The organism is Bifidobacterium phasiani (genome assembly GCF_019331775.1).
GTDB lineage: Bacteria > Actinomycetota > Actinomycetes > Actinomycetales > Bifidobacteriaceae > Bifidobacterium > Bifidobacterium phasiani.
Window position 1 is genome coordinate 117,177 of sequence record NZ_JAHBBD010000005.1, and the last position, 25,707, is coordinate 142,883.

A 25,707-nucleotide genomic window follows, 5' to 3' on the forward strand; every position below is an offset into this window, starting at 1 on the left:
GGCCCGGCCGCCCGCCGGGGCGGATAGCAGAGGAGACGACGTGCACACTTCCACGGGGATCAGGGAACGCATCGACCACGTGTACCCCTCGCTGCGGCCGGCGGAACGGGCCGTCGCGCAATACGTGCGCGACCATCTGGCAGAGTCCGCCGAGCTGACCGTCGGCCAGCTGGCCGCGGCCGCGCACGTCAGCGAGCCGACGGTCATCCGGTTCTCACGCAAGCTGGGCTTCGGCGGCTACCGCGAGCTGCGCTACGTGCTGCGCCACCCGCAGGCGGAACGGCGCGCGACCTTCGACCCGCTGGAGGGCTTCGACCTCAACCCGTGGGACAGGCTCGAGGACGTGCCCGACAAGGCGGTGCACGGCACGGCGTCGCTGCTCGACGACCTGCTCGCCTCGCTCGACCGCAGGGAGTTCCGCAAGGCGGTGGCCTTGCTCGCGGGCGCCGACCTCATCGACGTCATCGGCGTGGAGAACTCGCTGGCGCCGGCCACCGACCTGTTCACCAAACTCAGCTACCTGGGGCTGCGCTGCCGGATGAACGCCGACGCCTACCTGCAGCAGATCGCCGCCGGGCACCTGTCCGGGGGCGACGTGGTCGTCGCGTTCTCCTACTCCGGCGCCTCGGCGGACACCGTCAAGGCGCTGCGGCTGGCCAAGTCGCGCGGCGCGCGCACGATCGCCGTCACCAACGCGCCGGGCTCGCCGATCTGCAACTGGGCGGACGTGGCCCTGCTCGCCGGGCGCGGCGAGCGCACCATCTACGGCAACGCCATCTTCTCGCGCGCCGCGCACGTCGTCATGGTCGACATGCTGTACATGGGCGTGATCCTCAGCGACTACGGGCGCTTCTCCACCGAACTCGACCGTTCGGGCCGCACCATCCAGGACCGCGGCTACAACGGCTGAGCGGGCACGGCCGGGGCCGCGCGAGCCCCGGCCGTGCCCCGGCGGGCCGTGGACGCGGCGCCCGGACGCGCCATGCCCGAATCCTTCGCGGGCGCCGCACCGCATCCGCCCGCCGCCTCGCCCGCGCCTCCCCGCGCCATTGGACGGACGCCGCGCCCGCCGGGCCGCGACTACAAGACTACGGCGCCGGCGCGTAGTTTTACGCGGAATTCACCGTCCTTTCCCCGAGCTTTCTTCCGGATCGTCCCGCCGGCGCCGGAGCCGGACGGACGATGGAATCACGGCCGACACCACGGCCCGCGCCGCAGACGACCCATCCGGCGCACAACCGAACACCGATCCCGGCCGGCGGCAAGGGCCGGCACCCATGCGGCGGACGACGGCCAGGAGCCGCGCCCGCGGAAGGCAGATACGAACCATGCTCGAACTGAAGAACGTCACCAAGTCGTTCGGGGACGCGCACGTCCTCAACGGCATCAGCCTGACCCTCGACAAGGGCCGGATCATGTCCATCCTCGGCCCCTCCGGCGGCGGCAAGACCACGCTGCTCAACATCATCCTCGGCATCACCGACGCCACCGGCGGGCGGATCCTCTTCGACGGCGAGGACCTGACGCACGTGCCGATGGAGAAGCGCGGCTTCAACATCGTGTTCCAGGACTACGCGCTGTTCCCGAACCTCAACGCCTACGAGAACATCACCTACGGCCTGAGGAACGACCCCGGCCTGTCCTCCCCCGGGGAGATCCGCGAGTTGATCGCGCTGCTGGGGCTGGAGGAGCACCTCGACAAGTCCATCGACGAGCTGTCCGGCGGCCAGAAGCAGCGCGTGGCGCTCGCCCGCACGCTGGTGATGAAGCCGCGGCTGCTCCTGCTCGACGAGCCGCTGTCCGCGCTCGACGGCGTCATCAAGGAGTCGATCAAGGCCAAGATCAGGCAGATCGTCGACCAGTACCACCTGACCACCATCATGGTCACGCACGACCCCGAGGAGGCGTGCACGATGAGCGACCGCGTGCTCATCCTCAACCAGGGCGCGATCGCGCAGTACGACACCCCGGAGAACATCATCGAGCATCCGGCCAGCGACTTCGTCCGCACCTTCATCCTCCACCAGCTGGAGGTCAAGCGCAACAACATCTATTCGCTGTTCGCCGACGGCCGGCCGGCGCACGGGGCGCCGGCCGCGCAGCCCGCCGGCCGCGCAGGCAAGGAGTGAGCCATGTCCGTCGAATCGATCCAGGCAGGCAAGCAGCTGCCCAACATCGCCCCGGAGATCGTCAACTACGAGCGCAGGCCGTCCAAGCCCCGGCAGACCGAGCTGTGGGCGCTGCTGGCCGTCGTCGCCGTCGCGTTCGCCGCGTTCCTCGTCGTGCCGATGGCGCTGGTCGTGATCCGCTCGTTCCAGACCGGCGACGGCGCGGCCACGCTGAGCAACTATGCGGCGATCCTGGCCCGGCCCGAGTTCGCGACCTCGGTGCTCAACTCGCTCAAGGTGGCGGGCGCCTCCGCGCTGGTCGCCGTGCTGCTGGCGTTCCTGCTCGCCTACACGGTCAACTGCACGAACGTGCCGAAGGGGCTGAAGAAGGCCATCACGCTGCTCACCCAGGTGCCGATGCTGCTGCCGACCATCACCTACGGCTTCGCCATCATCTACAGCTTCGGCAACCAGGGGCTGATCACCCGGCTGCTCGGCTTCCAGCCGTTCGACATCTACGGCTTCACCGGACTGCTCATCGGCTACGTCGTCTACACGCTGCCGACCTGCTTCCTGCTGATCAACAACAGCTTCCGGTTCGTCGACAAGAAGTTCGTCATCGTCTCGCACATCATGGGCGACAAGCCGTGGACGACGTTCCTGAACACGGTGCTGCGGCCGCTGGTCGGCACGCTCGCCGTCGCGTTCATCCAGGCGTTCTTCCTGGCGTTCACCGACTACGGCATCCCGACCTCGGTCGGCGGCACGTACGACGTGCTCGCGATGACGCTGTACAACCAGATGCTCGGCTCGATCCCGAACTTCAACCGCGGCGCCGTGATCGCCGTGTTCATGCTCGTCCCCTCGATCGCGTCGATCATCCTGATGACCGTGCTCGAGCGCTACTCGATCCGCTACGCCAAGGTCTCGCAGGTCGAGCTGCCCAAGGGCCCGCGGCGCGACTGGCTGTGCGGCGCCGGGTCGGTGCTCGCGCTGGCGTGCGTGCTCTCGCTGTTCGCGGTGATCCTCATCATCCCGTTCGTGGCCGAATGGCCGTTCGACACCTCGTTCACCTGGGAGCACATCACGCGGCTGTTCACCGACGGCTCGCTGAGCTCGGTGTACCTCAACTCGCTGTACGTGGCGGTGATGACCGCGATCGTCGGCTGCCTGTTCGCCTACGCGGCCGGCCTGGTGACCTCGCGCTCGAAGCTGCCGAATTGGGCCAAGCGCGTCGTCGACGCGATGAGCTCGGTGATCAACACCGTGCCGGGCATGGTGCTGGGCATCGCGTTCCTGTTCGCGTTCTCCGGCGGCTCGCTGCAGAACACGTTCTGGATCCTGATCGCCGCGAACGTGGTGCACTACTTCGCCACGCCGTACCAGATGATCAAGGACTCGCTGTCGAAGATGAACGGCTCGTGGGAGACCACGGCCAAGCTCATGGGCGACAGCTGGATCAAAACGATCGTACGCGTGGTCACGCCGAACGCGTGGCCCACGATCCTGCAGGTGTTCGGCTACTACTTCGTCAACGCGATGGTGACGATCTCCGCGGTCGTGTTCCTGACCGGCGCGCGCACGCAGGTCATCACCACCGAGATCTCCGTGCTGCAGCACCTGGCCGAGTTCGACCAGATCTTCGCGCTGTCGGTCCTGATCCTGGCGACCAACCTCGTCGTCAAGGGCGTGATCGCGCTGGCCACCCGCGAGCGCGGCCGGGCCACGGTGCGCGAGCGCGTCGTGCAGGTCGCCACCGCCGCGATGACGGTGCGCCGCGACGCCAGGCTGATCGCGCTGGAGCAGGCGTCGGTCACCGGCTCGCCGGACTTCCCGCTGCCGACCTCCGGCAACCGCCGCGGCCGGCGCATCTTCACGGGCACGCTCTCCGGCATCCTCGCCGTCATCCTCGTCGCCTTCGGCTTCGGCGCATTCTCCGGCACCGCCGCGGCCGACGGCCAGGTCGTCATCTACACGAACGCCGACGACGAGGCGGTGACCGCGTTCCAGCACGCGCTCGACGCGAACGGATTCGGGAACCGGTACGTCATCCAGAGCTTCGGTACCTCCGAGCTCGGCGGCAAGCTGCTCGCCGAGGGCCGCGCGCTGGAGGCCGACCTGATCACGATGAGCTCGTACTACATCGACTCGGCGCAGGAGCGCAACCACATGTTCGCCGACCTGACCGAGGTCGCCTCGCGGCCGCTCGGCGCCGACGGCAACTCCACCGCGCCTGTCTGGCGCCGGCCGACCACCGTGCAGGAAGGCGCGATCTTCTACAACACCACCGTGCTCGAGGACGAGGGGCTGCCGGTGCCGGAAAGCCTGGCCGACCTGGCCGACCCGATCTACGAGGGCCAGATCTCCGTGACCGACATGGAGGGTTCCTCGACCGGCTGGCTGATGGTCCAGGCCATCGCCGACGCGTACGGCACCGGCGAGCGCGGCCGCGAAATCCTGACCGGCATCTACCGCAACGCCGGACCGCACCTGCAGATGTCCGGATCCGGACCGCTGAACTCGGTGCGTTCGGGCGAGGTGGCGATCGGCTTCGGCCTGCGCCACCAGGCGGTCGCCGACAAGACCGAGGGGCTGCCGATCGACTACGTCGACCCCGAGGAGGGCAACTACTCGCTCACCGAATCGGTGGCGGTGCTCGACAAGGGCGACCGGACCAACCCGCTGGCGCAGAAGATGGCCGGGGTGATCGTCGACGAGGGCCGCGCCGAGCTGCTGGAGACCTACCCGGTGCCGCTGTACGCCGGAGAGACGGAGTCCGCCGACGGTTCGGCGAACCCGAAGGTCTTCCCGGATCCGCTGACCGTCGACCTGCTGCAGGAGCACCAGGACTTCTCCGAGGCCTGCAAACGCGCCGCGCAGGGCGACCGGTAGCCCCCCGCGGGCGGGTTCCGGCCCGCCCGTTCCCGGCCCGCACCCGGTTCGCATCCGGCCCGCACCCGACGGCCCGGGAAATGCAAGAACCGGCGGATTCTCACGTCGAGACCGCCGACGCCCGCGCCGGGGCGCAGGGATTCCCCGATTCCCGCGCCCCAAGATCGGCGGGACCAGCGGGACCGGCGAGAATGCCGGAAACACGCCGATAAACCACCACAGAACAGATCAGAAGAAAGGGTCAACCATGAACCGCGACTACAAGCTGCTCACCCCCGGACCGCTGACCACCACGCGCACGGTCAAGGAGGAGATGCTCTTCGACCACTGCACCTGGGACGACGACTACAAGGCCATCACCCAGAAGATCCGCGCCGACCTGCTCGAGCTGGCGCACTGCGACCCGTCCCGGTACACGGTCGTGCTGATGCAGGGCTCCGGCACCTTCGGCGTCGAAAGCGTGCTGACCAGCGTGATCGGCGCCGACGAGAAGGTGCTGCTGTGCACCAACGGCGCCTACGGCGACCGCCAGGTCAAGATCTGCGAGCACGCCGGCATCGATCATGTGCGGTACGCGGAGCCCTACGACCGCATCCCCGACGCCGCGCGCGTCGAACGGATCCTGGACGCCGACCCGTCGATCACGCATGTGTCGATGATCCATTCGGAGACGACCTCCGGCCTGCTCAACGACATCGAGTCGGTGGCCCGCGTCGCCAAGGAGCACGGCTGCACGATGATCGTCGACGCGATGAGCTCGTTCGGCGGCGTGGACATCCCGGTGGCCGACTGGGGCATCGACTTCATCGTCAGCTCGGCGAACAAGTGCATCCAGGGCGTGCCCGGATTCAGCTTCATCATCTGCGACAAGGCGAAGCTGGAGGCCGCCAGGGGCAAGGCGCGCAGCCTGTCGCTGGACCTGTGGGACCAGTGGAACACGCTGGAGAAGGACAACGGCAAGTGGCGCTACACCTCCCCAACCCACGTCGTGCTCGCGTTCAACAGGGCGCTCGACGAGATGAGGGAGGAGGGCGGCATCCCCGCCCGCTCGGCCCGCTACGCGCGCAACAACCGCATGCTCATCGCCCGCATGAAGGCGCTCGGCTTCGGCACGTTCCTCAAGGACCACCAGGGCCCGATCATCACGACCTTCACCTACCCGCAGGGCGCGGACTTCGATTTCGCCGACATGTACGCGTTCATCAAGGAGCGCGGCTACGCGATCTACCCGGGCAAGCTCACCGACGAGGAGACCTTCCGCCTGGGCAACATCGGCGAGATCTACCCCGACGACATCGTGCGCGTCACCGAACTGTTCGCGATGTACATGGCCGAGCGCGGGCTGCTCAAGCCCTGCGCCGGCACCGGCGACGTCGCCGAGGCGATCGCCGCGATGGACCGGGCCTCGCAGGCCATCTGACCGGCCGCATCCCGACCGGCCGCATCCCGACCGGCCGCAGACCGACCGGCCGCAGACCGACGAAGTCCGTGGCGGGGCGGGGCGCGATACCGTCCCCGCCCCGCCGCGGACCGGCGCACGGCCGCCACCAACCGCCACGGCGGACCACTGCCATCGCATGGCCGCACACGCCGCCGACAGCATCCCGACAAACCCGCTGTCGAGGGACACGACGCACCGCCCTTCGACGCAACCACCGACGAGATTCATCGCCGAGGGAAAAACCGCGGCGATGAATCTCGACAATAACCACCGGCGGAGTGCGCGATGCCGCCCCGCCACGGACCGAGGCCGCCCAGCCGGCGCACGCGCCGGACGCGCGGCCGCCACCAACCGACGCGACGGCCCACCGCCGCCGCATGGACTCACATACCGCCGGCAGCGACCGACCGCCGACGGCAACCAACCGGAGGATATATGATGACCAACCGTTTTGACGCCGTGATCTTCGACTGGGCCGGCACGACCGTGGACTACGGCTGCTTCGCCCCCGTGCAGGCGTTCATGGAGGCGTTCCGCGAGCACGGCGTCGAGCCGACGATGGACGAGACCCGCAAGCCGATGGGCATGCTCAAGCACGACCACATCGCCACGATGCTCGGCATGCCGCGCATCGCCCGCGCGTGGGAGGACGCGCACGGCGCCGCGCCGACCGACGCCGACGTGGACGCCGTCTACGAGCGCTTCGAGCCGAAGCTGCTGGGCATCCTCGACCGCTTCGCCGACCCGAAGCCCGGCGTGGTCGACGCGGTCGACGCGCTGCGCGCCGCCGGACTGAAGATAGGCTCGACGACCGGCTACACCGACGCGATGATGGCGATCGTCGCGCCGAAGGCCGCCGAGCTCGGCTACGCGCCCGACTACTGGATCAGCGCGGACGGCACCGAGGGCTACGGCCGGCCGTACCCGTACATGATCTTCCGCAACATGCAGGCGCTGCATCTGCAGGACGTGCGCCGCGTCGCCAAGGTCGGCGACACCATCTCCGACATCCGCGAGGGCAGGAACGCGGGCGTCTTCACCGTCGGCGTGACCGAGGGCAGCTCGCAGATGGGGCTGTCGCAGGCCGAGTTCGAGGCGCTCTCCCCCGCCGAGCGGGACCGCGAGCGCACGTCGGCGCGCGAGGCGTTCCTCGCCGCCGGCGCCGACGCGGTGATCGACACGATGGCCGAGCTGCCGGCGCTGCTGCTGGGCTGCTAGGCCGAGCTGCCGGCCGGACACATGACATGCGAGCGGCCCTGCGCGTCGGCGAGTCCGCCGCCGAACCATCCGACGGATATGCGCGGGCGCCCCGGGCGACGTACGCCCGGGGCGCCCGCTCCGTCATCGGTCCCGCCGCGACCGGCGCCGGTACAGCGCCACGCCGCCGCACACCACCGCGCATGCCGCGGCGATCGCCGCAATGATTCCGGCCATCACGCGCCTCCTTGTCGTCATGCCGGTCCCGTCGCCGGCGTCGCGTTCAGCATGGGGCGGGGATTTTGGCGGAATGCCTGCGATATGTCAGCGAATCGTAAGCCGGCGAACAGCGGGCCGATCCGCCCGGCCCGCCGTTCGGTCGGCCGCCCTCCGGCATCCGGCCCGCCTCGCCGGCATCGTGCTCCGCTCCGTCGATATCCTGCCCCGCCGGTTCCCGGTCCCTTGATATCCTTCCTTTTGCCGGCCTCCTGCCCTCCCGGCGTCTTTCCTTCCTTCGGGTTCCCACCGCCCCATGCCTTTCTCCGGCCCGCTCATGCCCATCCGGGCCGCCCCGGCCCTTCCGCGCCAAACCCCCGCGCACAATGTGCAGTTTTTCACGCTGAGCCGCCGATTTCGGGCTCTCAGCGTGAAAAACTGCACATTGTGCGCGGGGAGGTGAGGGATTAGGGATTCCGGGATTAGGGATTCCGGGATTAAAAATCCGGGATCAAGGATTCGGGATCCAGAATCGGGGGATCTGGGATAGGGGATCCGGTATTAGGGATCCGGGATTGGGAATCAGAGATTCCGGGGATTGGGATGATTGCTTGGGGTTAGGAGCCGGGATTAGAGATTAGAGGTTGGGCATCTTGATTTAAAAAAATGGGATGGATAGGGGCTAAGCGAATCAATGCTTGGGCTGATTGTCGTCGGGGGCGTCCCGCCCATCCGCCGAAGCGCCATGCGGCTGCGAGCGGCGCAGCCGGGCCTTCGCGTCCGCGACGCTTTCGCCGTCCTCGGTCAGGAAACGGTCCACGAAGGCATCCTCGACGGCCTCGTAACCGTCGACCACCGTGCGCTCGACGGTCTTATACCCGCCGACCACCGCACCCTCGACCGCCTTGTAGCCGCCGACCACCGCCTTCGCGATCTTCTTGTTCACGTTCACCAATGCCGATTTCGCCATGATTGCCTCCAAGGATTCTCTGTCATCTGGTCGTTATGGGATGGACGAACCGCCCGCGTCGGCGTCACAGCCGCAGCGCGTTGCCGACGAACGCCACCACCAGCGATACGGCCAGCACGCCCAGCATCCATGGCCGGACCATGCCCTCGTCCGCTCCCGCGTACGCCGCCGTCCGATGATGCCTCGCCATATCGCCCTCCGTTTCCGTCGAGTCCCGTATCGGTTGGACGCCCGCCCCGCAACGGGGCGGGCTGGTTCGTCGTCGCCTCGCGGCCGTTGCGGCTCGTCCGGCGACATGGCCCACGATAGAAACCCGACATTGGCGCTTCGTTGGCGAAATGTTGGCGAATCATGAACGCGGCGGCGGACCGGGGCTCCTGACGGCGTGCGGCGCGGCGGGCACGGCCCCAGCCTTCGCCGGGTCGTGCGCCCATAGCCCTGCGCAAGCGGCGGCGCCCCATGGCATGCGGAAACCGTGGGCGCGCGCCGCCGGCACGATACCCGGCAGGCCTCCGCGCACGCGCATGCGCAAGGGCCCCGGACATGCCGTCCGGGGCCCAACATAATCAGTGGAGGTTCTCCTTGAAGAACGCCTCGACCTCGTCGAAGGGGATGCGGTCGGTGCGGTCGTACAGGTCGATGTGCTCGGCGTCGTCCACGACGACCATCCGCTTCGGCTCCTTCGCCGCCTTGAACGCGTCGTCGCTGAAGAAGCGCGAGTGCGCGCGGTCGCCGACGATGAACATGATCGGCCGCGGCGAGATCTCGTCGATGTGCTCGAGCAGGCTGTAGTTCATGAACGCGAGGTCGCTGGTGGTCGTGAAACCGCCGCGCGCGTTCGGATGGTGGCCGCGGCGCACCGCGTAGAAGCGGAACCACTCGGCGTCCGGCTCCGGCATGTCGGCCGGCGGCTCGTCCAGCGGCTCCTCCGGGAACGACGGCACGTACTCCGGGTAGCCGTTCTCGGCGTCGACCCAGCGCTGGCGGGCCAGACGGTCCTTGGTCCGCGCGATCTGTTCGGCGTCCATGCCCAGGCGGGCGGCGACGGTCATGTCGTACATCGACGCGGTGACGACGGCCTTGATGCGCGGATCCATCGCGGCGGCGGACAGCGCGAAGCCGCCGGAGCCGCAGATGCCGAGCACGCCGATGCGCTCGCGGTCGACGAACGGCTGCAGGCCGAGGTAGTCGACGCCGGCGCTGAAGTTCTCGGTGAACAGGTCGGGCGAGGAGACGTTGCGCGGAAAACCTTCGGACTCGCCCATGTAGCACGGGTCGAAGGTGAGCACGACGAAGCCGCGCCGCGCCAGCTCGTTTGCGTACACGCACGGCCCCTGCTCCTTGACGCCGCCGTAGGGGGCGCCGACGATGATCGCGGGGTACCCGGCCTCGGCGTCGAGATCCTTCGCCGTGTACAGGTCGCCGGCCAGCCGCAGGCCGTAGCGATTCGGATAGAAGACGTGCCGGCGCTCGACGTGTTCGTCGAGCGGGGCGATGTAGTGGTTCTCGGATGTGACCATCATGGCTGTGTTCCTTTCGTTGCGCCGCCGGCCCTGCCCTGCCGGCCGCGGATACCGCACGGGCGGCATCCGCGGCGGGAGCCGTGTGCCACGGCTCGACGAGACCGGCGGAAAGCTTTATCATGATGGTAGAACCTAAAGTTAACTTCACCTCAAACGGGTGGACGGACGCGCGGCGTGTCACGGCACGGCGGCGGGAAGGGAGCGGACATGTACTACACCATCGGCGAGGTGGCCAACGCCACCGGCATCGCGATCTCGACGCTGCGCTACTACGACCGCGAGGGCATGTTCCCGGACATGGAGCGTTCGTCGGGCGGTATCCGCGTGTTCTCCGACAAGGAGCTCGGCACGCTCAAGGTCGTCGAGTGCCTGAAGCACGCCGGCATGTCGATCAAGGACATCAAGGAGTTCCTCGGCTGGTGTCAGGAGGGCGACGCCACGCTCCCCCAGCGTCGGAGGATGTTCCACGACCGGCTCGCCGAGGTCGAGCGGCAGATGGACGAGCTGCGCAACACGATGAACCTGCTGCGCTACAAGTGCTGGTACTACGACACCGCCGTCGCCGCCGGCACCGAGGACGCCGTGCGCGATCTGCCGGACGAGGACGTCCCCGAGGACCTGCGCGACTACCGGATCTAGCGGACGGCGTCGGCGGAACGCCGGGAGCCGCGGCGGGAATCATCGCTGCGGCGTCTCGTCGTCGACGTATTCGAGAATGTCGCCCGGCTGGCAGTCGAGCGCCTCGCATATCGCGGCGAGCGTCGAGAAGCGGATGGCGGTGACGTGGTTGTTCTTGATCTTCGACAGGTTCACGTTGGTGATGCCGACGCGGTCGGCGAGCCAGTTCAGGCTCCGGCCGCGTTCGACCATCATCCTGTCGAGCCGCAGGACGATCCTGCCCATCGTGTCACCTCCGCTCCTGCGCAGGCGAAGGCGGTCGCCTCGCCCACGTCCACACGCTACACCAGTCCGTCCATCTCGCGCTGCATCACGGCGACGTGGTCGAACACCGCCCCGAGCAGCAGGCAGAGCCCCGCGAAGACGACGACCACGGCCGTCCCGCCCAGCGTCAGAGACGCGGATACGCCGACCGTCAGCGCGACCGACTCCGCAACGAACGTGACGATGAGCGTCGCGACCAGCGCCGCGCCGATGCGCCGCAGTCTGGAGGCCAGCGGGGCATGGAGCGACCGGTCGTCGCCGGAACGGGACAGCCACTCGACCAGCTCGCCGCACATCCCCGCGGCCTCGTGGAACACCAAAGCCAGCAGCGCGTAGATGACCGCCGCGGCCAGTGCCGCCGTCACGGCCGCCGCCATGTCGAGGCCGCCTCCGCGCTGCAGCCGCAGACTCATGTCCATCACCTCGCCGGAAATGCCGATGTTCCAGCCGGTGCCGCCGAGAGCGCGAGTCGCGCCGTACCCGTCGGCGTCGACGGCGAACGCGTCGGGGTCCACGACCAACAGCATCAGGGCGACCAGGTTCAGCGCCGCCGCGACAGCGACGACGATCTCGGCGATGCGGGCGACCACGCCCGCGAACCGGCCCGCGCGTTCAAGCTTCCATGTCATGATGCAACCTCCTTGTCGCATCGATCCGATGGGATACACTTCCATCATCCAACGATGCTTATCGTTTGTCAATAAATCTTTAACGACAAACAAATAATCCAGAAAATGGCACGGCATACCCGCGGTACGGCCACCCCGCAGCCCGCTCAACTGCAGCCCGGCCGGACTGCCCCACGCGACGGAAATCCGCACAGGGCATGACGCAGCTCCATCCAACGGTCCACCCCGCACCGACGCAACCCGCTCCCGCGCGGCCGGACCAGAACCCCGCCGCGCAGCCGGCAAGCGGATGCGACCGCCGCCCCCCCCACCGCTCCAGACATCCCGACCGCCAGGCAACCCCATCAGGCAATTCCGCCGCCAGACACCCCGCGCACAATGTGCAGTTTTTCACGCTGAGCCGCCGATTTCTGGCTCTCAGCGTGAAAAACTGCACATTGTGCGCGGGGAGATGAGGGATCGGGAATCCTGGGATCAGGAATCCAAGAATCAGGAATCCCGGGATCGGGAATCCCCGGGATCGGGAATCCCGGGATCGGGGATGCGAGGATCGGGGATGCGGGCGCCGCCGGACGACCGCCCGAAGCGCGGCGGCGCCCGGCGCGGGGCCGCCGGCCTCTCAGCCGACGGTGTTGCCGTAGACCTGGGCCTGCAGATCCTTGCGCGCGGTCTCCATCTGCGTGATCTGGCCGAGCAGCGCGATCTTCTCCTCGCCGTCGGGCAGCTGCGCCATGCGCCGCTTGGCCGCGCCGATGCGCCGCATGAACCCCATGTCCAGCAGCCTGGCCAGCAGCTCGAAGGCGTACTGCTGCTCGGCCCTGGTCGCCGGGCGCAGCTGCACGGCCGCGGCGCCGCCCGACTCCCCCCGCGGCGCCTGCGCGTCGTCCCGCTCGGCAGCGGGCAGCGGCAGCGGCATCACGGCCAGCTCGTTGATCACCGGCTCCAGCAGAGGCCCGCCCGCCTTCGTGAGGTTGTGCATCCACAGCCCCTGCGGGGTGTCGGCGCTCGGCAGACCGCCGGCCGCGGCGATCGCCTGGAACAGCGAACGGAACACCGGCGTCATGAAGTTCGCCAGCGTCAGCTGCGCGAACCACGCCGGATCCACCGCGCGCGGCACCTGGATCAGCGTGGCCATGAACTGCTGCTCGCAGATGAACACCGCGTCGTCGATCCTGTGGTACGTCTGCTCGTTCGCGTCGCGCCGCTCCAGCGCCTTGCGCGCGGCCGGGTTCTCGTACGGGTTCCGCCCCGGCTCGCCGCGCGGCTCCGCGGCCTGCGCGCCCCCGCGTCGCCGCGGCGCGTAGGCGTCCTCGTCGCGCACGTTGAGCCGGCGGCGCGCGGAGGCGACCTCGCGGCGCATCACGTCCAGGTCCACGCCCACCCGCCGCGCCGCCTTGCGGGTGTACATGTCGTGCAGCGAACGGTCGCGGATCTGCGCGATCAGCGGCGCCACGGCCTTGACCGCGCCCATCTGCCCGGTCGTGTACTGCGTGTCGAAGCGGTCGATCGCCGCGTCGATCACGAAGTCGTACAGCGGCTTGGCCCGCTCGATCAGCGAGCGCACGGCCTCGTTGCCGCGCTCGATCCGCAGGTCGCAGGGGTCGAGGTTGTCGTCGGCCACGGCCACGAAGGTCTGGGTCAGGAACGCCGAATCCAGCCCGAAGGCGTGCAGCGCGGCCTTCTGCCCGGCCGCGTCGCCGTCGAAGGTGAACACGATGCGCGAGCTGAGCGCCTGCCCCTCGACCTTGAGCGGGCCGACGAGCTGGACGGCGCCCAGCGAGTCGTCGGCGATCAGCCGGCGGACGATCTTGGCGTGCTCGGCGCCGAACGCGGTGCCGCAGGTCGCCACCGCCGTGTCGATGCCGGCCAGGTGGCAGGCCATCACGTCGGTGTAGCCCTCGACGATGACCACCTGCCGCTTCTTGACGATGCTGGACTTGGCCAGGTCGATGCCGTAGAGCACCTGGTTCTTGCGGTACAGCTGCGTGTCCGGGGTGTTGATGTACTTCGCGGCGATCGCGTCGTCCTCGTACAGCTTGCGCGCGCCGAAGCCGAGCGTGCGCCCGGTCGAGTCGCGGATCGGCCAGGTCACGCGCCCGCGGAAGTAGTCGTACACGCCGCGCTGGCCCTGCCGCGCGAGCCCAGCGTCGAGCATCTCCTGCTGGGTGAAGCCCTTGTTCGCCAGGTGGCGCACGAGGTTGTCCCACCCCTGCGGCGCGTAGCCGCAGCCGAAGCGCTCGCAGTCGGCCTGGCTGAAGTTGCGCCCGCCCAGCAGCTTGCGGGCGGCGAGCGCCTCCTTGCTCATGATCTGCGAGACGAAGAAGCGCTGCGCCTCCTCGTTCGCCTCCAGCAGGCGCGTGCGCTTCGAGCCGGCGTGCTCGTCGCGCCGGGAGCCGGCCTCGTAGCGCAGCTCGATATGGTACCGGTCGGCGAGCAGCTCCACGGCCTCGCGGAAGTCGATGTTCTCGCGCTGCTCGACGTACCCGAAGACGTCGCCGCCCAGCCCGCAGCCGAAGCAGTGCCACACGCCCAGCGAGGGGCGCACCGAGAAGCTCGGCGTCTTCTCGTCGTGGAACGGGCACAGGCCCACGTAGGTGCCGGTCCCCGAAGGCTTCAGGGTGACGGATGCGGATACGATGTCGTACAGGTCCGCGGCCGCGCGCACCTTCTCCACGTCTTCCTTGAGTATCATGCCAGGCATACGGTTCAGATTACCGCGACCGGCGGGCGGCTCCCCTCCGCGTTCGCCCGGCGCCCCCGCCCACGGCCGCTGCCCCCGCGCGGGGACCGGGGACACGCCGTGCCGCTCAGCACAGGATCGAGTGCAGGGCGAGCGCCGAGTTGTCGGTAAGGCTGGCGACCTGGTCGACGACCACGCGCAGGCGCTCGTCGTCGTTGGTGGCCTCGTTCCAGTCCTGCAGGAACACGGGTTCGAGCGCGTCGCTCGGGCGCGGCGAGTCGGCCATCAGCACGTCCACCAGATCCTCGACGATCGCCAGCTCCTCCTGGTGCAGCGGCTCGCGCTCGCGCGGCGCCATCACGAAGTACACGGCGATGCCCTTGAGCGCCACGATCTCGTATTCGGTGTCGGGCGGGACGATGAGGTTCGCCGAGTAGCGCGACAGCGGGCCGCCGCCGTAGGTGGCGCGCGTCTCGCGCTCGACGGACCACGCGAACCGGCCGATCAGCGCGCTGGTGATGTTCTTGAGCTGCGCCAGCGCCTGCCGCGACCCGTTGAAGTGCACCGGGAACATGTTCTCGCGCTGCAGCCGGCGGAAGGCGGCGAGCAGCAGGTCAGGGTCCCAGCGCTCCCCGTACCACTGCCGGGTCAGCTCGATGATCCGGTCGAGCACGTGCGGGTCGGCGAGCACGATCGGGTTGAACGCGCCGGTGGCGATGGCGTCCTCCACGTCGTGCACCGAATAGGCGATGTCGTCGGCCAGGTCCATCACCTGGCACTCCATCGGCCTGGCGCCGACGGGCGCGCCGGCCTTCAGCCAGCGGAACACCTCCTCGTCGTCCGGGTAGACGCAGAACTTGACGCCGCGGCCCTGGGAGCCGCGCTCGACGGCCTCGGCGTACGTCCAGGGGTACTTCACGGCGGCGTCCAGCGAGGCGCGCGTGAGGTTGACGCCGGCCGGGCGGCCGTCGTCGTGGAACACCTTCGGCTCCAGGCGGGTGAGCAGGCGCAGGGTCTGCGCGTTGCCCTCGAACCCGCCGATGTTGCGCGCGATCTCGGCCAGCGCCCGTTCGCCGTTGTGGCCGAACGGCGGGTGGCCGAGGTCGTGGGCGAGGCACGCGCAGTCGACGACGTCCGGATCGCAGCCGAGCATCGCGGCGATCTGGCGGCCGATCTGGGCGACCTCGAGGGTGTGGGTCAGGCGTGTGCGCGCGAAGTCGTCGGTTCCGGCGACGAGCACCTGGCTTTTGGCTCCGAGGCGGCGCAGCGCGGACGAGTGGATGAGCCGGGCGCGGTCGCGCTCGAACGCGGTGCGCGACCTGGACTTCGGCGGTTCTGGCGCCCAGCGTTCCTCGTCGGACGCGGTGTAGCCCTCGCGCTCGGGCAGCCGCTCCCCCGCCGCCATCGTCATCGCCGCCTCCTTGACCGTGCCGTTGCTGATTCCAGAGTAGCAACAACGGCACGGTTCGCGGGCCGACGGGGCCGGTTCGCCCGGCATGGGCCCGACCGGCCGGCGCGGTTCCGGCCCCATCGGCATGGATCGACCGGCCGGCGCGCTGGCCGGCCGGCCCGGGTGTGGGTCAGTCGGACCCCAGCAGCGCGGCCGAATCGGTCACCTCGATCAGCGGCGAGAACAGGCGCATCGTGTTCAGCGCGAGCTCCTGGTTCTCCGGGGTGCTGCCGGCGCAGGCGTCGGCCACCAGCCGCACGCGCACGCCGTCGTCGGCCGCGGCGAGCGCGGTGAGCAGCACGCAGCAGTCGGTGGCCACGCCGCACAGCGCGATCTTCCTCGCGCCGCCGATCGCCTCCTTGAGCTCCGGGCACCACTTGCCGAACGTGGTCCGGGAGACCACCGGGTGGCCCTCGGCCAGCTCGGCGGTCTCGTCGGTGAAGTCGTACATCGGGTCGTCGGGGGCGACAAGGAACTGCGGCCAGTCCTTGAAGTAGTCGACCCACGCGTCCCGCGGCTCGTCCGGGGCGATGTAGCGCGTGTAGGCGACGCGCTCGCCGTATGCGGCTGCGAGCCTGCGGAACGGCCCGTCGGCGGCGTAGTACGTGCCGTCGGCGCACGCCCAGGTGGACCAGTCGCTCTGCGCGAACACCTTCTGCCGGTCGATGACGACCAGCCATTCGTCGTTGTCGATCATGATTGCCTCGTTTCCGTGGATGTCATTGCCTTGGATGTCGTTGCCTTGGATATGGCTTTCTCGCATGCTTCCGTCTCCGCCGTCCGCGGGGACCGGCATGCCGTGCACCGTCCGCGGGGACCGGCACGCCGCGCGCCCGTCCCGCGGCGCCGGCTCACCGCGCGTCGGCCGCGGGGACCGGCTCGTCGTTGGCGGGCAGCGCCTCCTGGCGGGCGATGTCGCCGCGCTGCAGGATCAGCGCGCCGACGAAGCCGACCACGAGCGCCACGAGCACGCCGAGGTTGGCCGAGGCCCACACGCCGTCCTTGCCGCCGAACAGGGCCAGGAAGTAGCCCTGCCAGGTCAGCCAGCCGGCGGCGGTGTTCACGACCAGGCCCCAGCCCAGGACCGTGCCGACGGCGAGGATCGCCAGCGCCTTGACGTTCCACTTGCCGTAGCGGCCGGCCGGGTTGTACAGGTCCACGGTGTCGTAGTCGCGCCTGCGCATGATCACGTCGGCCACGAACATGCCGGCCCACACGGCCATCGGCACGCCCAGCGTGGTCAGGAAGCCCTGGAACGGGCCGATGAACGTGTCGGAGAAGAACGTCACGTACACCACGCCAATCACGGTGAGCACGGCGGTGAGCGCGGCGGCCGCGGTGCGCGGCATCCTGATGCCGAACGACAGCAGCGCCAGGCCGTTGGAGTAGTTGTCCATGATCGCGCCGGACATCAGGCCCAGCACGGCCACGAGGGTGAAGGGCACCAGGTACCAGGTCGGCAGGATCGAGGCCATTGCGCCGACCGGGTCGAGCCCGACCTTCTCGGACAGGTCGGCGTTCGACACGGCGAGCAGCAGGCCGTAGAAGATCAGGAACACGTTGGCGATCGAGGCGCCGAAGGTGGTCCAGCCGACGATGCCGGCGTTCGAGGACTTGCGCGGCAGGTAGCGCGAGTAGTCGGCGGCGATGTTCACCCAGCCCAGGCCGAAGCCGGTCATCACGAAGAAGCAGCAGCCGAGCACGGCCGGCAGGTTGCCGGACGGCGCGGAGCCGATGGCCGACAGGTCGATGCGGCCCCAGCCCAGGATGAAGAACCCGACCGTCACGATGCCGGTGACGATGGTGATGACCTGCTGGCACTTCATGATCAGGTCGTAGCCGAAGATGCCGGCGACGACGACCAGGCCGACGACCACGACGGTCGAGACGATCTTCGGCGCGGCGCCGGTGCCCAGGCCGAGGGATTCGATCGTCGAGGACATGGCGAGCACGGCGGTGGTGGTCAGCGAGATCTCCCAGCCGAGTGTGGCGATCCACGACATGGCCGACGGGATCTTGGCGCCCTCGACGCCGAAGATCGCGCGGGTGAGCACCATGGTCGGCGCGTTGCCGCGCTTGCCGGCGATCGAGATGACGCCGACCAGCAGGAACGAGACGACCACGCCGATGACGGTGGCGGCCGTGGCCTGCCAGAACGAGATGCCGAAGCCCAGCGCCCAGGCGCCGTAGGACATGGCCAGCACCGAGATGTTGGCGGCGAACCACGGCCAGAACAGGCTGGCCGGGGTGCCCTTGCGCTCGGACTCGGCGACGACGTCGATGCCCTGTTCCTCGACGGCGAGCGCAGGGCCTTTGTCGGTTTCCTTGCTCATTGCTTCTCCTTAGTGGTTGGTTGGTGATGGTTCACAGTGTGTGCGGGCCGGCGTCCGTCGTCGGGCGCCCGTCTCGCATGGCGGTCAGCGGCCGGCGGCCAGCAGCCGCTCGACCTCCCGCCGCTCGGGGCAGGTCGCGGGGCCGCGCCGGGTCACGGCGATCGACGCGGCGGCGTTGGCGGCGCGCACGGCGTCGACGAGCGGCAGGCCGCGTGCCAGGCAGGCGCACAGCACGCCGGTGTGGCAGTCGCCGGCGCCGTTGGTGTCGACCGGCTCGACCGGGAAGCCCGGGACCGGCGTGCATGCGCCGTCGCAGACCCAGGCGCCGCCGGAGCCGACGCGGACGATCAGCGGCGCGCCGAGCGCGTCGGCGAGCGCGCGGTACGCTGCGGCGGCGCCGGTCTCGCCGTCCGCGGCCGCCGCATCGGCCCCGGCGTCCGCGCCGCCGCGTGCCCCGACGCCCAGCCGCGCCGCGAGCAGTCCGGCCTCGCGCTCGTTGCAGGTCCACACCGGCCGGTAGTCGACCAGCGTGCGCAGCGTCAGGTCGTCGGCCTGCGCCACCATCGGCGAGGCGTCGAACACGGCCGTCCACCGGTGGCCGGCGGTGCGGCGCAGGAACGCGAGCAGCGCCCGGGCCGTGGGGTGCACCAGCGTGTAGCCGCTGACGTAGAGCACGTCGTGCGCGTCCGGCTCGATGCCGGCGAACGCGTCGTCGGGGGCGTGCGCCTCCGCGCCCCGGGTCGAGACGAAGGTGCGTTCGGCGTGCGCGTCGGTCAGCGCGATGCAGAAGCCGTTGTCCTCGTCCTCCAGCCGCATGCCGACGTGCGCGATGCCGTCGCGTCGCAGCGCGTCCTCGATCATGGACGCCCACGGCCCGCGCCCGACGACGCCGCCGTGCCGGGCCTCGACGCCCATGCGCCGCACCGCGTGCATCATGTTGTAGCTGGCGCCGACCTGCGCCTGGCATCCGTCGGCGAACACGTCCTCGCCGGGCCGCGGCACGGCGTCCACGCGCATCGTCAGGTCGACGATGACCTGGCCGAGCGAGATCACCGCGGGCCCGCTCATCGCCCGGCCCCCGTGCGCAGGTCGACGAGCCGCGCGGCGAGAGCGTCGAGCCCGAGTCCGTTGACGCGCTCGACCAGTTCGCGGCGTTCGCGGCCGAAGGCGTCCGGCCCCAGGCAGGCGCCGATCATCGCGCCGGCCATCGCGGCGATGGTGTCGGTGTCGCCGCCGACCGAGGCCGCCAGGCACAGGGCGTCGAACGGTTCGGCGGCGTGCCGACGCGCGATCGCGAAGGCGGCGGGCACCGACTCGTTGGCCTCGACGCTGGTGCCGACCACCTCGCGCAGCCATCGCGCGAACTCGGCGTCGTCCAGCCGGCAGCCCTCGGACTCGACCCATTCGACCGCCATGCGCGTGCGCGCCAGCACCGACGCCTTGGCCGACCAGCAGCCCGACCGCTCGCGCCGTTCGGTCAGCACCAGCGCGCGGTGCACGGCGTCGGCGAGGTTGGCGCCCCCGACCCCGTAGCTGACGGCCGCGGCGACCAGCGTGGTGGCGTCGACGCCTTGGACGGTGTTGTGCGTCACGATGCAGGACCGGTACGCGGCGGCGGCGAGCCGCTCGCCGGGCGCGAAGGCGATGCCGACCGGCGCGGCGCGCATCGCCCCGCCGTTGGTGGTGCCGGTGCGGCCGGTGAGCTCCGGGGACACGCCCTCGCCGAGCGCCACCAGCGCGGCCTTGGTGGAGGGGCCGAGCAGGTCGAAGGAGCCCTTGGCCTTCATGTCGTCCTCCCAGCGCAGCAGGTCGTGCGCGTAGGCGAGCACGTCGAGCTCGCCGCCGTCCTCGATCAGCCGGCGGGCCAGCAGCAGCGCCTGTTCGGTGTCGTCGGTCACCGAGCCGGCGCGCATGCCCGGCGCGATGGGCTGCCAGTCGACCGCGTCGAGGAACCCGTGGATCGGCCCGCCGTAGGCCTGCCCGATCTGTTCGGCGGACATGCTCTGCGTGGGCATGCCCAGCGCGTCGCCCACCGCCAGGCCCGTCAGCGCGCCTCGCGCGCGGGCGAGCATCCCGGTGTGATCCGTGTCGTTCGTCATCACTGGCCTCCAATCGCGATATGCATGGTGAAATGGCTGGGGTCGAGGTACGAGCGGACGTACTCGACCAGGCTGCCGTCCGCGGCGTAGCTGCGCCGCTCCGACAGCAGGAACACCGTTTCGGCGGGCTTGCCGAGCGCCGCGCCCGCGGCCTCGCCCAACGCCTCGGCGGCGATGTCGACGACGCCGCCGGCCGGCGTCATCCCCGCCGCGCGCATCGTGCCCGACACCGACCCGCGCACCAGGCCGTGCTCCATCACCTCGCGCATCGCGCGGGTGGCGGGCAGGTACGAGGTCTCGTGCGAGATCGGCATCGAGCGGAACAGACGGCAGCGCACGATGCGGTAGAACATGTCGGCGGCCTGGGGCTCGTCGGCGAGCGCGTCCGGGCGGTCCACCAGGTCGCATGACAGCAGCCGGGTCGTGGTCGGCACGCCGGAGCGCACCGACGCGGTCGTCCAGCCGTCCGCGCCCTCGAGGTCGCGGCCGTGGAACGCCACGTAGCTGCCCGCCCCCGCCCGGGTCTCGATGAGGCGGCGGCGCTTGAGCCCCTCCAGCGCGCGCCGCACCGTGCCGCGCGACACCTGGTAGCGTTCGGAGAGCTCGGATTCGGACATGAGCTTGTCGCCGGGCTTGAACGTGCCGTCGGCGATCCGCGCGATGATCTCCTGTTCGAGCTGTTCGGTCCGGGTATAGCCGGGCATCGTCGCCTCCCTTCCTCAACATCGGTGTTGGTTGGATATCGACATTGTACAAGTTTGTACAGGTTTACACAAGTCGAGACATCGGACGGCGCATCGGCCGCGTCGGCCGCATACACGAAACGGGCCCGCCGGCGCAAGCGCGCGCCGGCGGGCCCGGGAACGATCGGTTCGGAGGACGCCGCGACCGCAGGCCTACAGCAGGGCGGCGGGGTCGAGCAGCCCCAGGTCCTCGCCGTCCAGCACGTCGCGCGCGTGCAGGTACAGCCGCGGGATGCGGTTGCGCAGGCAGGTGAAGATCTCGTAGCTGATGGTGTCCGCGGCGCGCGCCCAGTCGTCGGCGGTCGGCTCGCACGCCGCCTCGCCGCGGCCCGGACCGAACAGCACCACGGTGTCGCCCTCGCGCACGCCCATCCGGGCCGCGGAGCCGTGCAGATCCAGCACGAACTGGTCCATGCACACGCGCCCGCTCACGCGCATCAGCCTCGGCCCGTCCGCCGTCATCACGCGCACGGGGCCGCCGGGCTTGTCCATATGGCGGGCGCCCTCCACGTCGAACCCGGACGCCGAGCGGTGGATGCCGTCGGCGTAGCCGACCGGCACGATCGCGGTGCTGGTGGCCTCCTCGGTCAGGTAGGTGCGCCCGTAGGAGATGCCGTGCGCGGCGGAGACGTCCTTGACGGTGCCGAGCTGCGCCTGGAGCGTCATGGCCGGGCGGAGGCGGTACTTCGACGGCGTGCCCATCGCCGGGTCCGGCTCGTAGCCGTACAGGCCGATGCCGGGGCGCGTCAGCTCGAAGTGGATCTCCGGGCGGTCCAGCGTGGCGGCCGTGTTGGCCAGATGCCGGATCTCGGGCGGCAGCCCGGCCGCCTCCATCCGCGCGGTGAACGCGTTGAAGTGCTCGACCTGCCGCTCGGTGGAGGCCACGAACTCCGGCACGTCCGGGGCGTCGGCGACGGCCAGGTGGCTCCACTGGCCGACCACGCGCACCACGCCCTCGCGGGCGAGCGACGCCAGGGCGGCCAGCGCGTCGTCGAAGTTGGCCTCGGTGAAGCCGTTGCGTCCGAAGCCCGAATCCACCTTGACATGCACGCGGGCGACGCGGCCGGTGCGGCGCGCGGCCGACTCGACGGCGCCGATGCCGTCGAGCGAGCCGACCGACACGTCGATGTCGTTGGCGATCAGATCGTCGAGCGGCGCGGTCGGGCCGCTGTACATCCACGTCAGGATGCGGCAGCGCTCCGGCCCGATGCCCGCGCGGCGCAGGCGCAGCGCCTCGCGCGCCTGCGCGGTGCCCAGCCAGGTGGCGCCGCCGGCGAGGGCGGCGAGGGCGGCGGGGATCAGTCCGTGGCCGTAGGCGTCGGCCTTGACCACGCCCATGACCGCGGTGCCGGAGCCCGCTCCCCCGCACACCTCGACGAGATGGCGCATGTTGTCGTGCAGCGCGGCGAGGTCCACGATCGCCTGCGCCGGGTACTCGCGCAACGCCCGTTCGTAATTCGCCCTGCCCTGCTCGCTGGAGAACTCCCATGAGGGTGCCGCATTCAAAGTCATGGCCTCCATTGTGGCGCGCTCGCACGACGAACGGGCGCGGCGGGTCAGTGCATGGCGGTTCGGTGCGGCGATGCTCCCGTTGGCCCGGCCACGCGGCTGCCCGAACCGGACGCCGCACACAGCCGGACGAACCGGGCACCTCACCCGGCCGGCCCGGCCGGTCAGACCCCGCCGGACGCGGCGGCGTACGCCCGGACGGCGTGGACGGCCCGGCCGACCATGTCCTCGATGCCGCCCTCGACGCAGATCTCGACGCCGGGCTCGTCCGGCTGCAGCGGCTCGAGGATCGCGAACTGGCTGGGCAGCAGCGCCGGCGGCATGAAGTGCCCCCTGCGGGCCTTCAGCCGTTCGCCGATGAGCCCCTCGGAGCCGCACAGGTGGACGAAGTAGACGGGGACGTTCTCGCGCAGCACGTCGCGGTAGGCGCGCTTGAGCGCGGAGCTGGAGACCACGGTGTCGCGCCGGGCCGAGTCCTGCGCGATCATCCAGGAATTGATGGCGTGCAGCCACGGCCAGCGGTCCTCGTCGGAGAGCGGGACGCCGGCGCTCATCTTGTCGATGTTGGCCCGGGGGTGGAAGGCGTCGCCCTCCGCCATCTCATAGCCGAGGCGGTCGCGGATCGCCTCGGCCACCGTGGATTTGCCGCAGCCCGAAACCCCCATGACCACGATGTGCATGTGCATCGGCGTGCTCCTTTGCATGGTCGCGGCCGGCGCGTCCGGGCCGTCCGGCTCACCACTCGTGGCGCTGGTAGGCGATGCGCGTGGTGTCGGTCGGGCGGTCGAGCAGCTGGATCAGCCCGCAGCGCGCGAACCCGCAGGTCTCCAGCACGTGCTGCATGGCCTTGTTGTTGGGGTGGGTGTCGGCGCGCACGTTGCCGTAGTGCTTGAGCGTCCACCTGATGCAGTCGCGCGCGGCGTGGCGGACCAGCCCCGACGAGGCGATGCGGTGGATCGTCACGTACGCGGCGTCGTCCAGCCACGCGCCGTCGATGTGCCGGTAGGTCGGGTCCTCCCCCGGGCACAGCGCGAACTGCGCAAGGATGCGCTCGCGCCCGTCCTGCCGGTCCACCAACAGCATCGTGCGGTGGTTGGCGATGTCGTCGAGCACGACCTCCTCGCGGGGGAAGGTGGTGCCCCACTGGGTCGGATTGCCGCTGCGCGCCATCAGCTCGCGGGCGTGCGCGTAGTTCTTCCGGATCTGCGGGAGATCCTGCATCGTGGCATGACGGAACCGCCGCGTGGAGGTATTGTCGGTCACTTCGTTCTCCTCTGCACCCTGGCCAGTTACTGACCGACAAAGCTAGCACGGCGTCTCGTCTTACGCACGCCCCGGCCATGCACCGGGCGCGGAGGGGCCGCGCGCTCAGACCACCTTGCGCTCGAACGGGTCGGAGCTGATGCCCTTGGCCAGGATGTCGCGGCACCACTGCTTGGCCGTGAACAGGCTGTGGTCGCGGTAGTTGCCGCAGCTTTCGATGGTCGTCGCAGGCACGTCGTCCCACGTCGCCTCGTCCGCGATGAACTCGAGGGACTCCTTGAGCGCGCGGGCCACGTCCTCGGTGGAGTGCTCGCCCCAGGTGAGCAGGTGGAAGCCGGTGCGGCAGCCGAACGGCGAGCAGTCGATGTAGCCGGGGATGCGCTCGCGCAGCAGCACGGCGATCGTGTGCTCGATGGTGTGCAGGCCGCCGGTCGGGATCGCGTTCTCGTTCGGCTGGACCAGACGCAGGTCGTAGTTGGAGATCACGTCGCCGTTCGGGCCGGTCTGCGTGTCGATGTAGCGCACGTACGGCGCCTTCACCTTGGTGTGGTCGAGCTGGAAGCTCTCGACGACCGGCTTGTCCATGGATTCCTCCGCCATTTCGGCTCCTTCCCGTTAAGACCGTGATGCACTACCCATTATCGTCCGCACGGCGCGCGACGCGCGTCACGGTGCCGTCGCGGCGCCCGGCCGCACGCCATGCGCCGCATCCGGCATGCTTCCGCCGACGCGCTTCCACCGGCATGCCCGGCGCGCGCGTCATGCCCGGCCGCACGCCATGCGTCACGCCCCGGCCGCGCGCTCCCCGTCGCCGCGCCCCTCGCGCGCCATCCACTCCTCGCGCAGCAGGCCGTAGACGCACAGGTCGCTGCAGCGGCGCCGCTCGCCGACCCCGACCACGTGGCCGCGGCGCACCACGCCCTCGAGCGTGTAGCCGAGACGCTCGGCGACGGCCCGGCTGCGCCGGTTGTCCACGTCGTTGGTGATCTGCACACGCTGCATGCCCAGCTGCTCGAAGCACAGCTCCTCGATCGCCCTCACGCCGCGGGTCACCAGCCCGCGCCCCTCATACGCGGAGCCGATCCAGTACCCGATCTCGGCGCATCTGACGTCCTTGTCGACCCGCGCGATGCCGACCGAACCGACGATGCGCCCGTCCACGACGAGGGCGCCCATCAGCCCCGACAGCGAGGCCCACTGCTCGGCGAGCATCGCCATGGACCGGCGCTCGTCGTCGGCCGACCGGACGGAGTCCATCCACGGCAGCCACACACCGAAACGCTCGCGCTCCGAATCGAGCAGGGCGTAGATCTCCTCGGCGTCGAGCACCGTCACCGGGCGCAGCGACGCATGGTCGTCAAGCCGTATCGAAAACCACATGCCACCGACCATACACCATGCATGCCGTCCGTCGCCGAAGCCCGCCTACCGGAACTCGGCGATGGCCTTGAGGAACCGCTCGCCGTACTGGCGCAGCTTGTTCTCGCCGACGCCGTTGACCTCCAGGAACGCCTCGGGCGAGGCCGGCCGCCTCACGCACATGTCGCGCAGCGCCTTGTCGGAGAACACGATGTACGGCGGCTTGCCGATCTCCTGAGCGATGTCGCGGCGCAGCGCGCGCAGCCGTTCGAACAGCCGCTCGTCGTCGTCGGTGAACTCGGCCGCCTCCTGCGCGGCGACGGCCCCGCCCGCCGTGGCCCCGCCGGCGTACC

At 70.0% G+C, this 25,707-nt stretch carries 24 protein-coding genes; 6 read left to right on the forward strand and 18 right to left on the reverse strand.

Features of this window, described 5'->3' with window-relative positions; genetic code table 11:
• The first annotated feature begins 40 nt into the window (after positions 1-40).
• The 5 genes from KIH73_RS03575 to phnX all read left to right on the forward strand — a co-directional run bounded on the left by KIH73_RS03575 (position 41) and on the right by phnX (position 7,659).
• Positions 41-910: a MurR/RpiR family transcriptional regulator gene (locus tag KIH73_RS03575; RefSeq protein ID WP_219080606.1), complete on the forward strand. Its 870-nt coding sequence runs from the start codon at positions 41-43 to the stop codon at positions 908-910.
• A 418-nt stretch (positions 911-1,328) separates the two neighbouring features.
• Positions 1,329-2,129 carry an ABC transporter ATP-binding protein gene (locus KIH73_RS03580; RefSeq protein ID WP_219080608.1) on the forward strand — a complete coding sequence of 267 codons (801 nt, stop codon included), beginning with the start codon at positions 1,329-1,331 and terminating at the stop codon, positions 2,127-2,129.
• A gap of 3 nt (positions 2,130-2,132) precedes the next feature.
• On the forward strand, positions 2,133-5,000 hold the full coding sequence (locus tag KIH73_RS03585; RefSeq protein ID WP_219080610.1) for an ABC transporter permease subunit: 2,868 nt from the start codon (positions 2,133-2,135) through the stop codon (positions 4,998-5,000).
• 247 nt (positions 5,001-5,247) lie between these two features.
• Positions 5,248-6,420: a 2-aminoethylphosphonate--pyruvate transaminase gene (gene phnW / locus KIH73_RS03590; protein WP_219080612.1), complete on the forward strand. Its 1,173-nt coding sequence runs from the start codon at positions 5,248-5,250 to the stop codon at positions 6,418-6,420.
• 459 nt (positions 6,421-6,879) lie between these two features.
• Positions 6,880-7,659, forward strand: coding sequence for a phosphonoacetaldehyde hydrolase (gene phnX / locus KIH73_RS03595; protein WP_219080614.1), 780 nt, complete (start codon positions 6,880-6,882; stop codon positions 7,657-7,659).
• Between the two features lie 886 nt (positions 7,660-8,545).
• Here phnX and KIH73_RS03600 read toward each other — a convergent pair.
• The 3 genes from KIH73_RS03600 to KIH73_RS03605 all read right to left on the reverse strand — a co-directional run bounded on the left by KIH73_RS03600 (position 8,546) and on the right by KIH73_RS03605 (position 10,347).
• Positions 8,546-8,836, reverse strand: coding sequence for a hypothetical protein (locus KIH73_RS03600; protein ID WP_219080616.1), 291 nt, complete (start codon positions 8,834-8,836; stop codon positions 8,546-8,548).
• A gap of 52 nt (positions 8,837-8,888) precedes the next feature.
• On the reverse strand, positions 8,889-9,014 hold the full coding sequence (locus tag KIH73_RS11055) for a hypothetical protein (protein WP_274608147.1): 126 nt from the start codon (positions 9,012-9,014) through the stop codon (positions 8,889-8,891).
• A gap of 376 nt (positions 9,015-9,390) precedes the next feature.
• Positions 9,391-10,347, reverse strand: coding sequence for an alpha/beta hydrolase (locus KIH73_RS03605; protein ID WP_219080618.1), 957 nt, complete (start codon positions 10,345-10,347; stop codon positions 9,391-9,393).
• A gap of 207 nt (positions 10,348-10,554) precedes the next feature.
• On the opposite strand from KIH73_RS03605, the gene KIH73_RS03610 reads away from it, so the two are divergent.
• Entirely contained in the window at positions 10,555-10,986 is a 432-nt protein-coding gene (locus KIH73_RS03610) for a MerR family transcriptional regulator (protein WP_219080619.1), read from the forward strand.
• Between the two features lie 39 nt (positions 10,987-11,025).
• Here KIH73_RS03610 and KIH73_RS03615 read toward each other — a convergent pair whose 3' ends face one another.
• The 15 genes from KIH73_RS03615 to KIH73_RS03685 form a co-directional block, all read right to left on the reverse strand.
• Complete coding sequence (locus KIH73_RS03615) at positions 11,026-11,250, reverse strand: helix-turn-helix domain-containing protein (RefSeq protein ID WP_219080622.1); 225 nt, start codon at positions 11,248-11,250, stop codon at positions 11,026-11,028.
• Between the two features lie 56 nt (positions 11,251-11,306).
• On the reverse strand, positions 11,307-11,918 hold the full coding sequence (locus tag KIH73_RS03620; RefSeq protein ID WP_219080624.1) for a hypothetical protein: 612 nt from the start codon (positions 11,916-11,918) through the stop codon (positions 11,307-11,309).
• A gap of 619 nt (positions 11,919-12,537) precedes the next feature.
• Positions 12,538-14,619: a DNA primase gene (gene dnaG / locus KIH73_RS03625; RefSeq protein WP_219080626.1), complete on the reverse strand. Its 2,082-nt coding sequence runs from the start codon at positions 14,617-14,619 to the stop codon at positions 12,538-12,540.
• A gap of 106 nt (positions 14,620-14,725) precedes the next feature.
• A complete protein-coding gene (locus KIH73_RS03630) occupies positions 14,726-16,009 on the reverse strand; it encodes a deoxyguanosinetriphosphate triphosphohydrolase (RefSeq protein WP_219080628.1) in 1,284 nt (427 codons plus the stop codon).
• A gap of 169 nt (positions 16,010-16,178) precedes the next feature.
• On the reverse strand, positions 16,179-16,745 hold the full coding sequence (locus KIH73_RS03635) for a cysteine hydrolase family protein (protein ID WP_219080630.1): 567 nt from the start codon (positions 16,743-16,745) through the stop codon (positions 16,179-16,181).
• A 154-nt stretch (positions 16,746-16,899) separates the two neighbouring features.
• The gene (locus KIH73_RS03640; RefSeq protein WP_219080632.1) at positions 16,900-18,381 is read right to left on the reverse strand and encodes a purine-cytosine permease family protein; all 1,482 of its coding nucleotides are present in this window, start codon (positions 18,379-18,381) and stop codon (positions 16,900-16,902) included.
• Between the two features lie 84 nt (positions 18,382-18,465).
• Positions 18,466-19,449: a PfkB family carbohydrate kinase gene (locus KIH73_RS03645; RefSeq protein WP_219080634.1), complete on the reverse strand. Its 984-nt coding sequence runs from the start codon at positions 19,447-19,449 to the stop codon at positions 18,466-18,468.
• The gene (locus KIH73_RS03650; RefSeq protein ID WP_219080636.1) at positions 19,446-20,480 is read right to left on the reverse strand and encodes an ADP-ribosylglycohydrolase family protein; all 1,035 of its coding nucleotides are present in this window, start codon (positions 20,478-20,480) and stop codon (positions 19,446-19,448) included. The genes KIH73_RS03645 and KIH73_RS03650 overlap by 4 nt, the downstream gene beginning before the upstream one ends.
• Positions 20,480-21,184, reverse strand: a complete 705-nt coding sequence (locus KIH73_RS03655; protein WP_219080638.1) for a GntR family transcriptional regulator — start codon at positions 21,182-21,184, stop codon at positions 20,480-20,482. Before KIH73_RS03655 ends, KIH73_RS03650 begins: the two co-directional genes overlap by 1 nt.
• Before the next feature lie 192 nt (positions 21,185-21,376).
• The gene (gene alr, locus KIH73_RS03660; protein WP_219080640.1) at positions 21,377-22,735 is read right to left on the reverse strand and encodes an alanine racemase; all 1,359 of its coding nucleotides are present in this window, start codon (positions 22,733-22,735) and stop codon (positions 21,377-21,379) included.
• 161 nt (positions 22,736-22,896) lie between these two features.
• Positions 22,897-23,418, reverse strand: a complete 522-nt coding sequence (locus KIH73_RS03665) for a gluconokinase (protein WP_219080642.1) — start codon at positions 23,416-23,418, stop codon at positions 22,897-22,899.
• A 49-nt stretch (positions 23,419-23,467) separates the two neighbouring features.
• Entirely contained in the window at positions 23,468-23,953 is a 486-nt protein-coding gene (locus KIH73_RS03670; protein ID WP_219080670.1) for an N-acetyltransferase, read from the reverse strand.
• 147 nt (positions 23,954-24,100) lie between these two features.
• Complete coding sequence (locus KIH73_RS03675) at positions 24,101-24,595, reverse strand: S-ribosylhomocysteine lyase (protein WP_219080644.1); 495 nt, start codon at positions 24,593-24,595, stop codon at positions 24,101-24,103.
• 183 nt (positions 24,596-24,778) lie between these two features.
• Entirely contained in the window at positions 24,779-25,375 is a 597-nt protein-coding gene (locus KIH73_RS03680) for a GNAT family N-acetyltransferase (protein WP_219080646.1), read from the reverse strand.
• Positions 25,376-25,420: 45 nt separating this feature from the next.
• Positions 25,421-25,707 (reverse strand): HRDC domain-containing protein (locus tag KIH73_RS03685; protein ID WP_219080648.1); only part of this gene is annotated, 287 nt, incomplete at its 5' end.

What these genes read in the sequence shown, in the direction of transcription:
- KIH73_RS11055 (WP_274608147.1), bottom strand. Translation starts at nt 9,014, where the DNA reads ATGGCGAGGCATCATCGGACGGCGGCGTACGCGGGAGCGGACGAGGGC.
- KIH73_RS03620 (WP_219080624.1), bottom strand. Translation starts at nt 11,918, where the DNA reads ATGACATGGAAGCTTGAACGCGCGGGCCGGTTCGCGGGCGTGGTCGCC.
- KIH73_RS03655 (WP_219080638.1), bottom strand. Translation starts at nt 21,184, where the DNA reads ATGCCCGGCTATACCCGGACCGAACAGCTCGAACAGGAGATCATCGCG.
- KIH73_RS03645 (WP_219080634.1), bottom strand. Translation starts at nt 19,449, where the DNA reads ATGAGCGGGCCCGCGGTGATCTCGCTCGGCCAGGTCATCGTCGACCTG.
- KIH73_RS03680 (WP_219080646.1), bottom strand. Translation starts at nt 25,375, where the DNA reads ATGTGGTTTTCGATACGGCTTGACGACCATGCGTCGCTGCGCCCGGTG.
- KIH73_RS03610 (WP_219080619.1), top strand. Translation starts at nt 10,555, where the DNA reads ATGTACTACACCATCGGCGAGGTGGCCAACGCCACCGGCATCGCGATC.
- KIH73_RS03670 (WP_219080670.1), bottom strand. Translation starts at nt 23,953, where the DNA reads ATGCAGGATCTCCCGCAGATCCGGAAGAACTACGCGCACGCCCGCGAG.
- KIH73_RS03675 (WP_219080644.1), bottom strand. Translation starts at nt 24,595, where the DNA reads ATGGCGGAGGAATCCATGGACAAGCCGGTCGTCGAGAGCTTCCAGCTC.
- KIH73_RS03585 (WP_219080610.1), top strand. Translation starts at nt 2,133, where the DNA reads ATGTCCGTCGAATCGATCCAGGCAGGCAAGCAGCTGCCCAACATCGCC.
- KIH73_RS03635 (WP_219080630.1), bottom strand. Translation starts at nt 16,745, where the DNA reads ATGATCGACAACGACGAATGGCTGGTCGTCATCGACCGGCAGAAGGTG.
- KIH73_RS03630 (WP_219080628.1), bottom strand. Translation starts at nt 16,009, where the DNA reads ATGACGATGGCGGCGGGGGAGCGGCTGCCCGAGCGCGAGGGCTACACC.
- dnaG (WP_219080626.1), bottom strand. Translation starts at nt 14,619, where the DNA reads ATGCCTGGCATGATACTCAAGGAAGACGTGGAGAAGGTGCGCGCGGCC.
- phnX (WP_219080614.1), top strand. Translation starts at nt 6,880, where the DNA reads ATGACCAACCGTTTTGACGCCGTGATCTTCGACTGGGCCGGCACGACC.
- KIH73_RS03650 (WP_219080636.1), bottom strand. Translation starts at nt 20,480, where the DNA reads ATGACGAACGACACGGATCACACCGGGATGCTCGCCCGCGCGCGAGGC.
- phnW (WP_219080612.1), top strand. Translation starts at nt 5,248, where the DNA reads ATGAACCGCGACTACAAGCTGCTCACCCCCGGACCGCTGACCACCACG.
- KIH73_RS03615 (WP_219080622.1), bottom strand. Translation starts at nt 11,250, where the DNA reads ATGGGCAGGATCGTCCTGCGGCTCGACAGGATGATGGTCGAACGCGGC.
- KIH73_RS03640 (WP_219080632.1), bottom strand. Translation starts at nt 18,381, where the DNA reads ATGAGCAAGGAAACCGACAAAGGCCCTGCGCTCGCCGTCGAGGAACAG.
- KIH73_RS03665 (WP_219080642.1), bottom strand. Translation starts at nt 23,418, where the DNA reads ATGCACATGCACATCGTGGTCATGGGGGTTTCGGGCTGCGGCAAATCC.
- KIH73_RS03580 (WP_219080608.1), top strand. Translation starts at nt 1,329, where the DNA reads ATGCTCGAACTGAAGAACGTCACCAAGTCGTTCGGGGACGCGCACGTC.
- KIH73_RS03605 (WP_219080618.1), bottom strand. Translation starts at nt 10,347, where the DNA reads ATGATGGTCACATCCGAGAACCACTACATCGCCCCGCTCGACGAACAC.
- alr (WP_219080640.1), bottom strand. Translation starts at nt 22,735, where the DNA reads ATGACTTTGAATGCGGCACCCTCATGGGAGTTCTCCAGCGAGCAGGGC.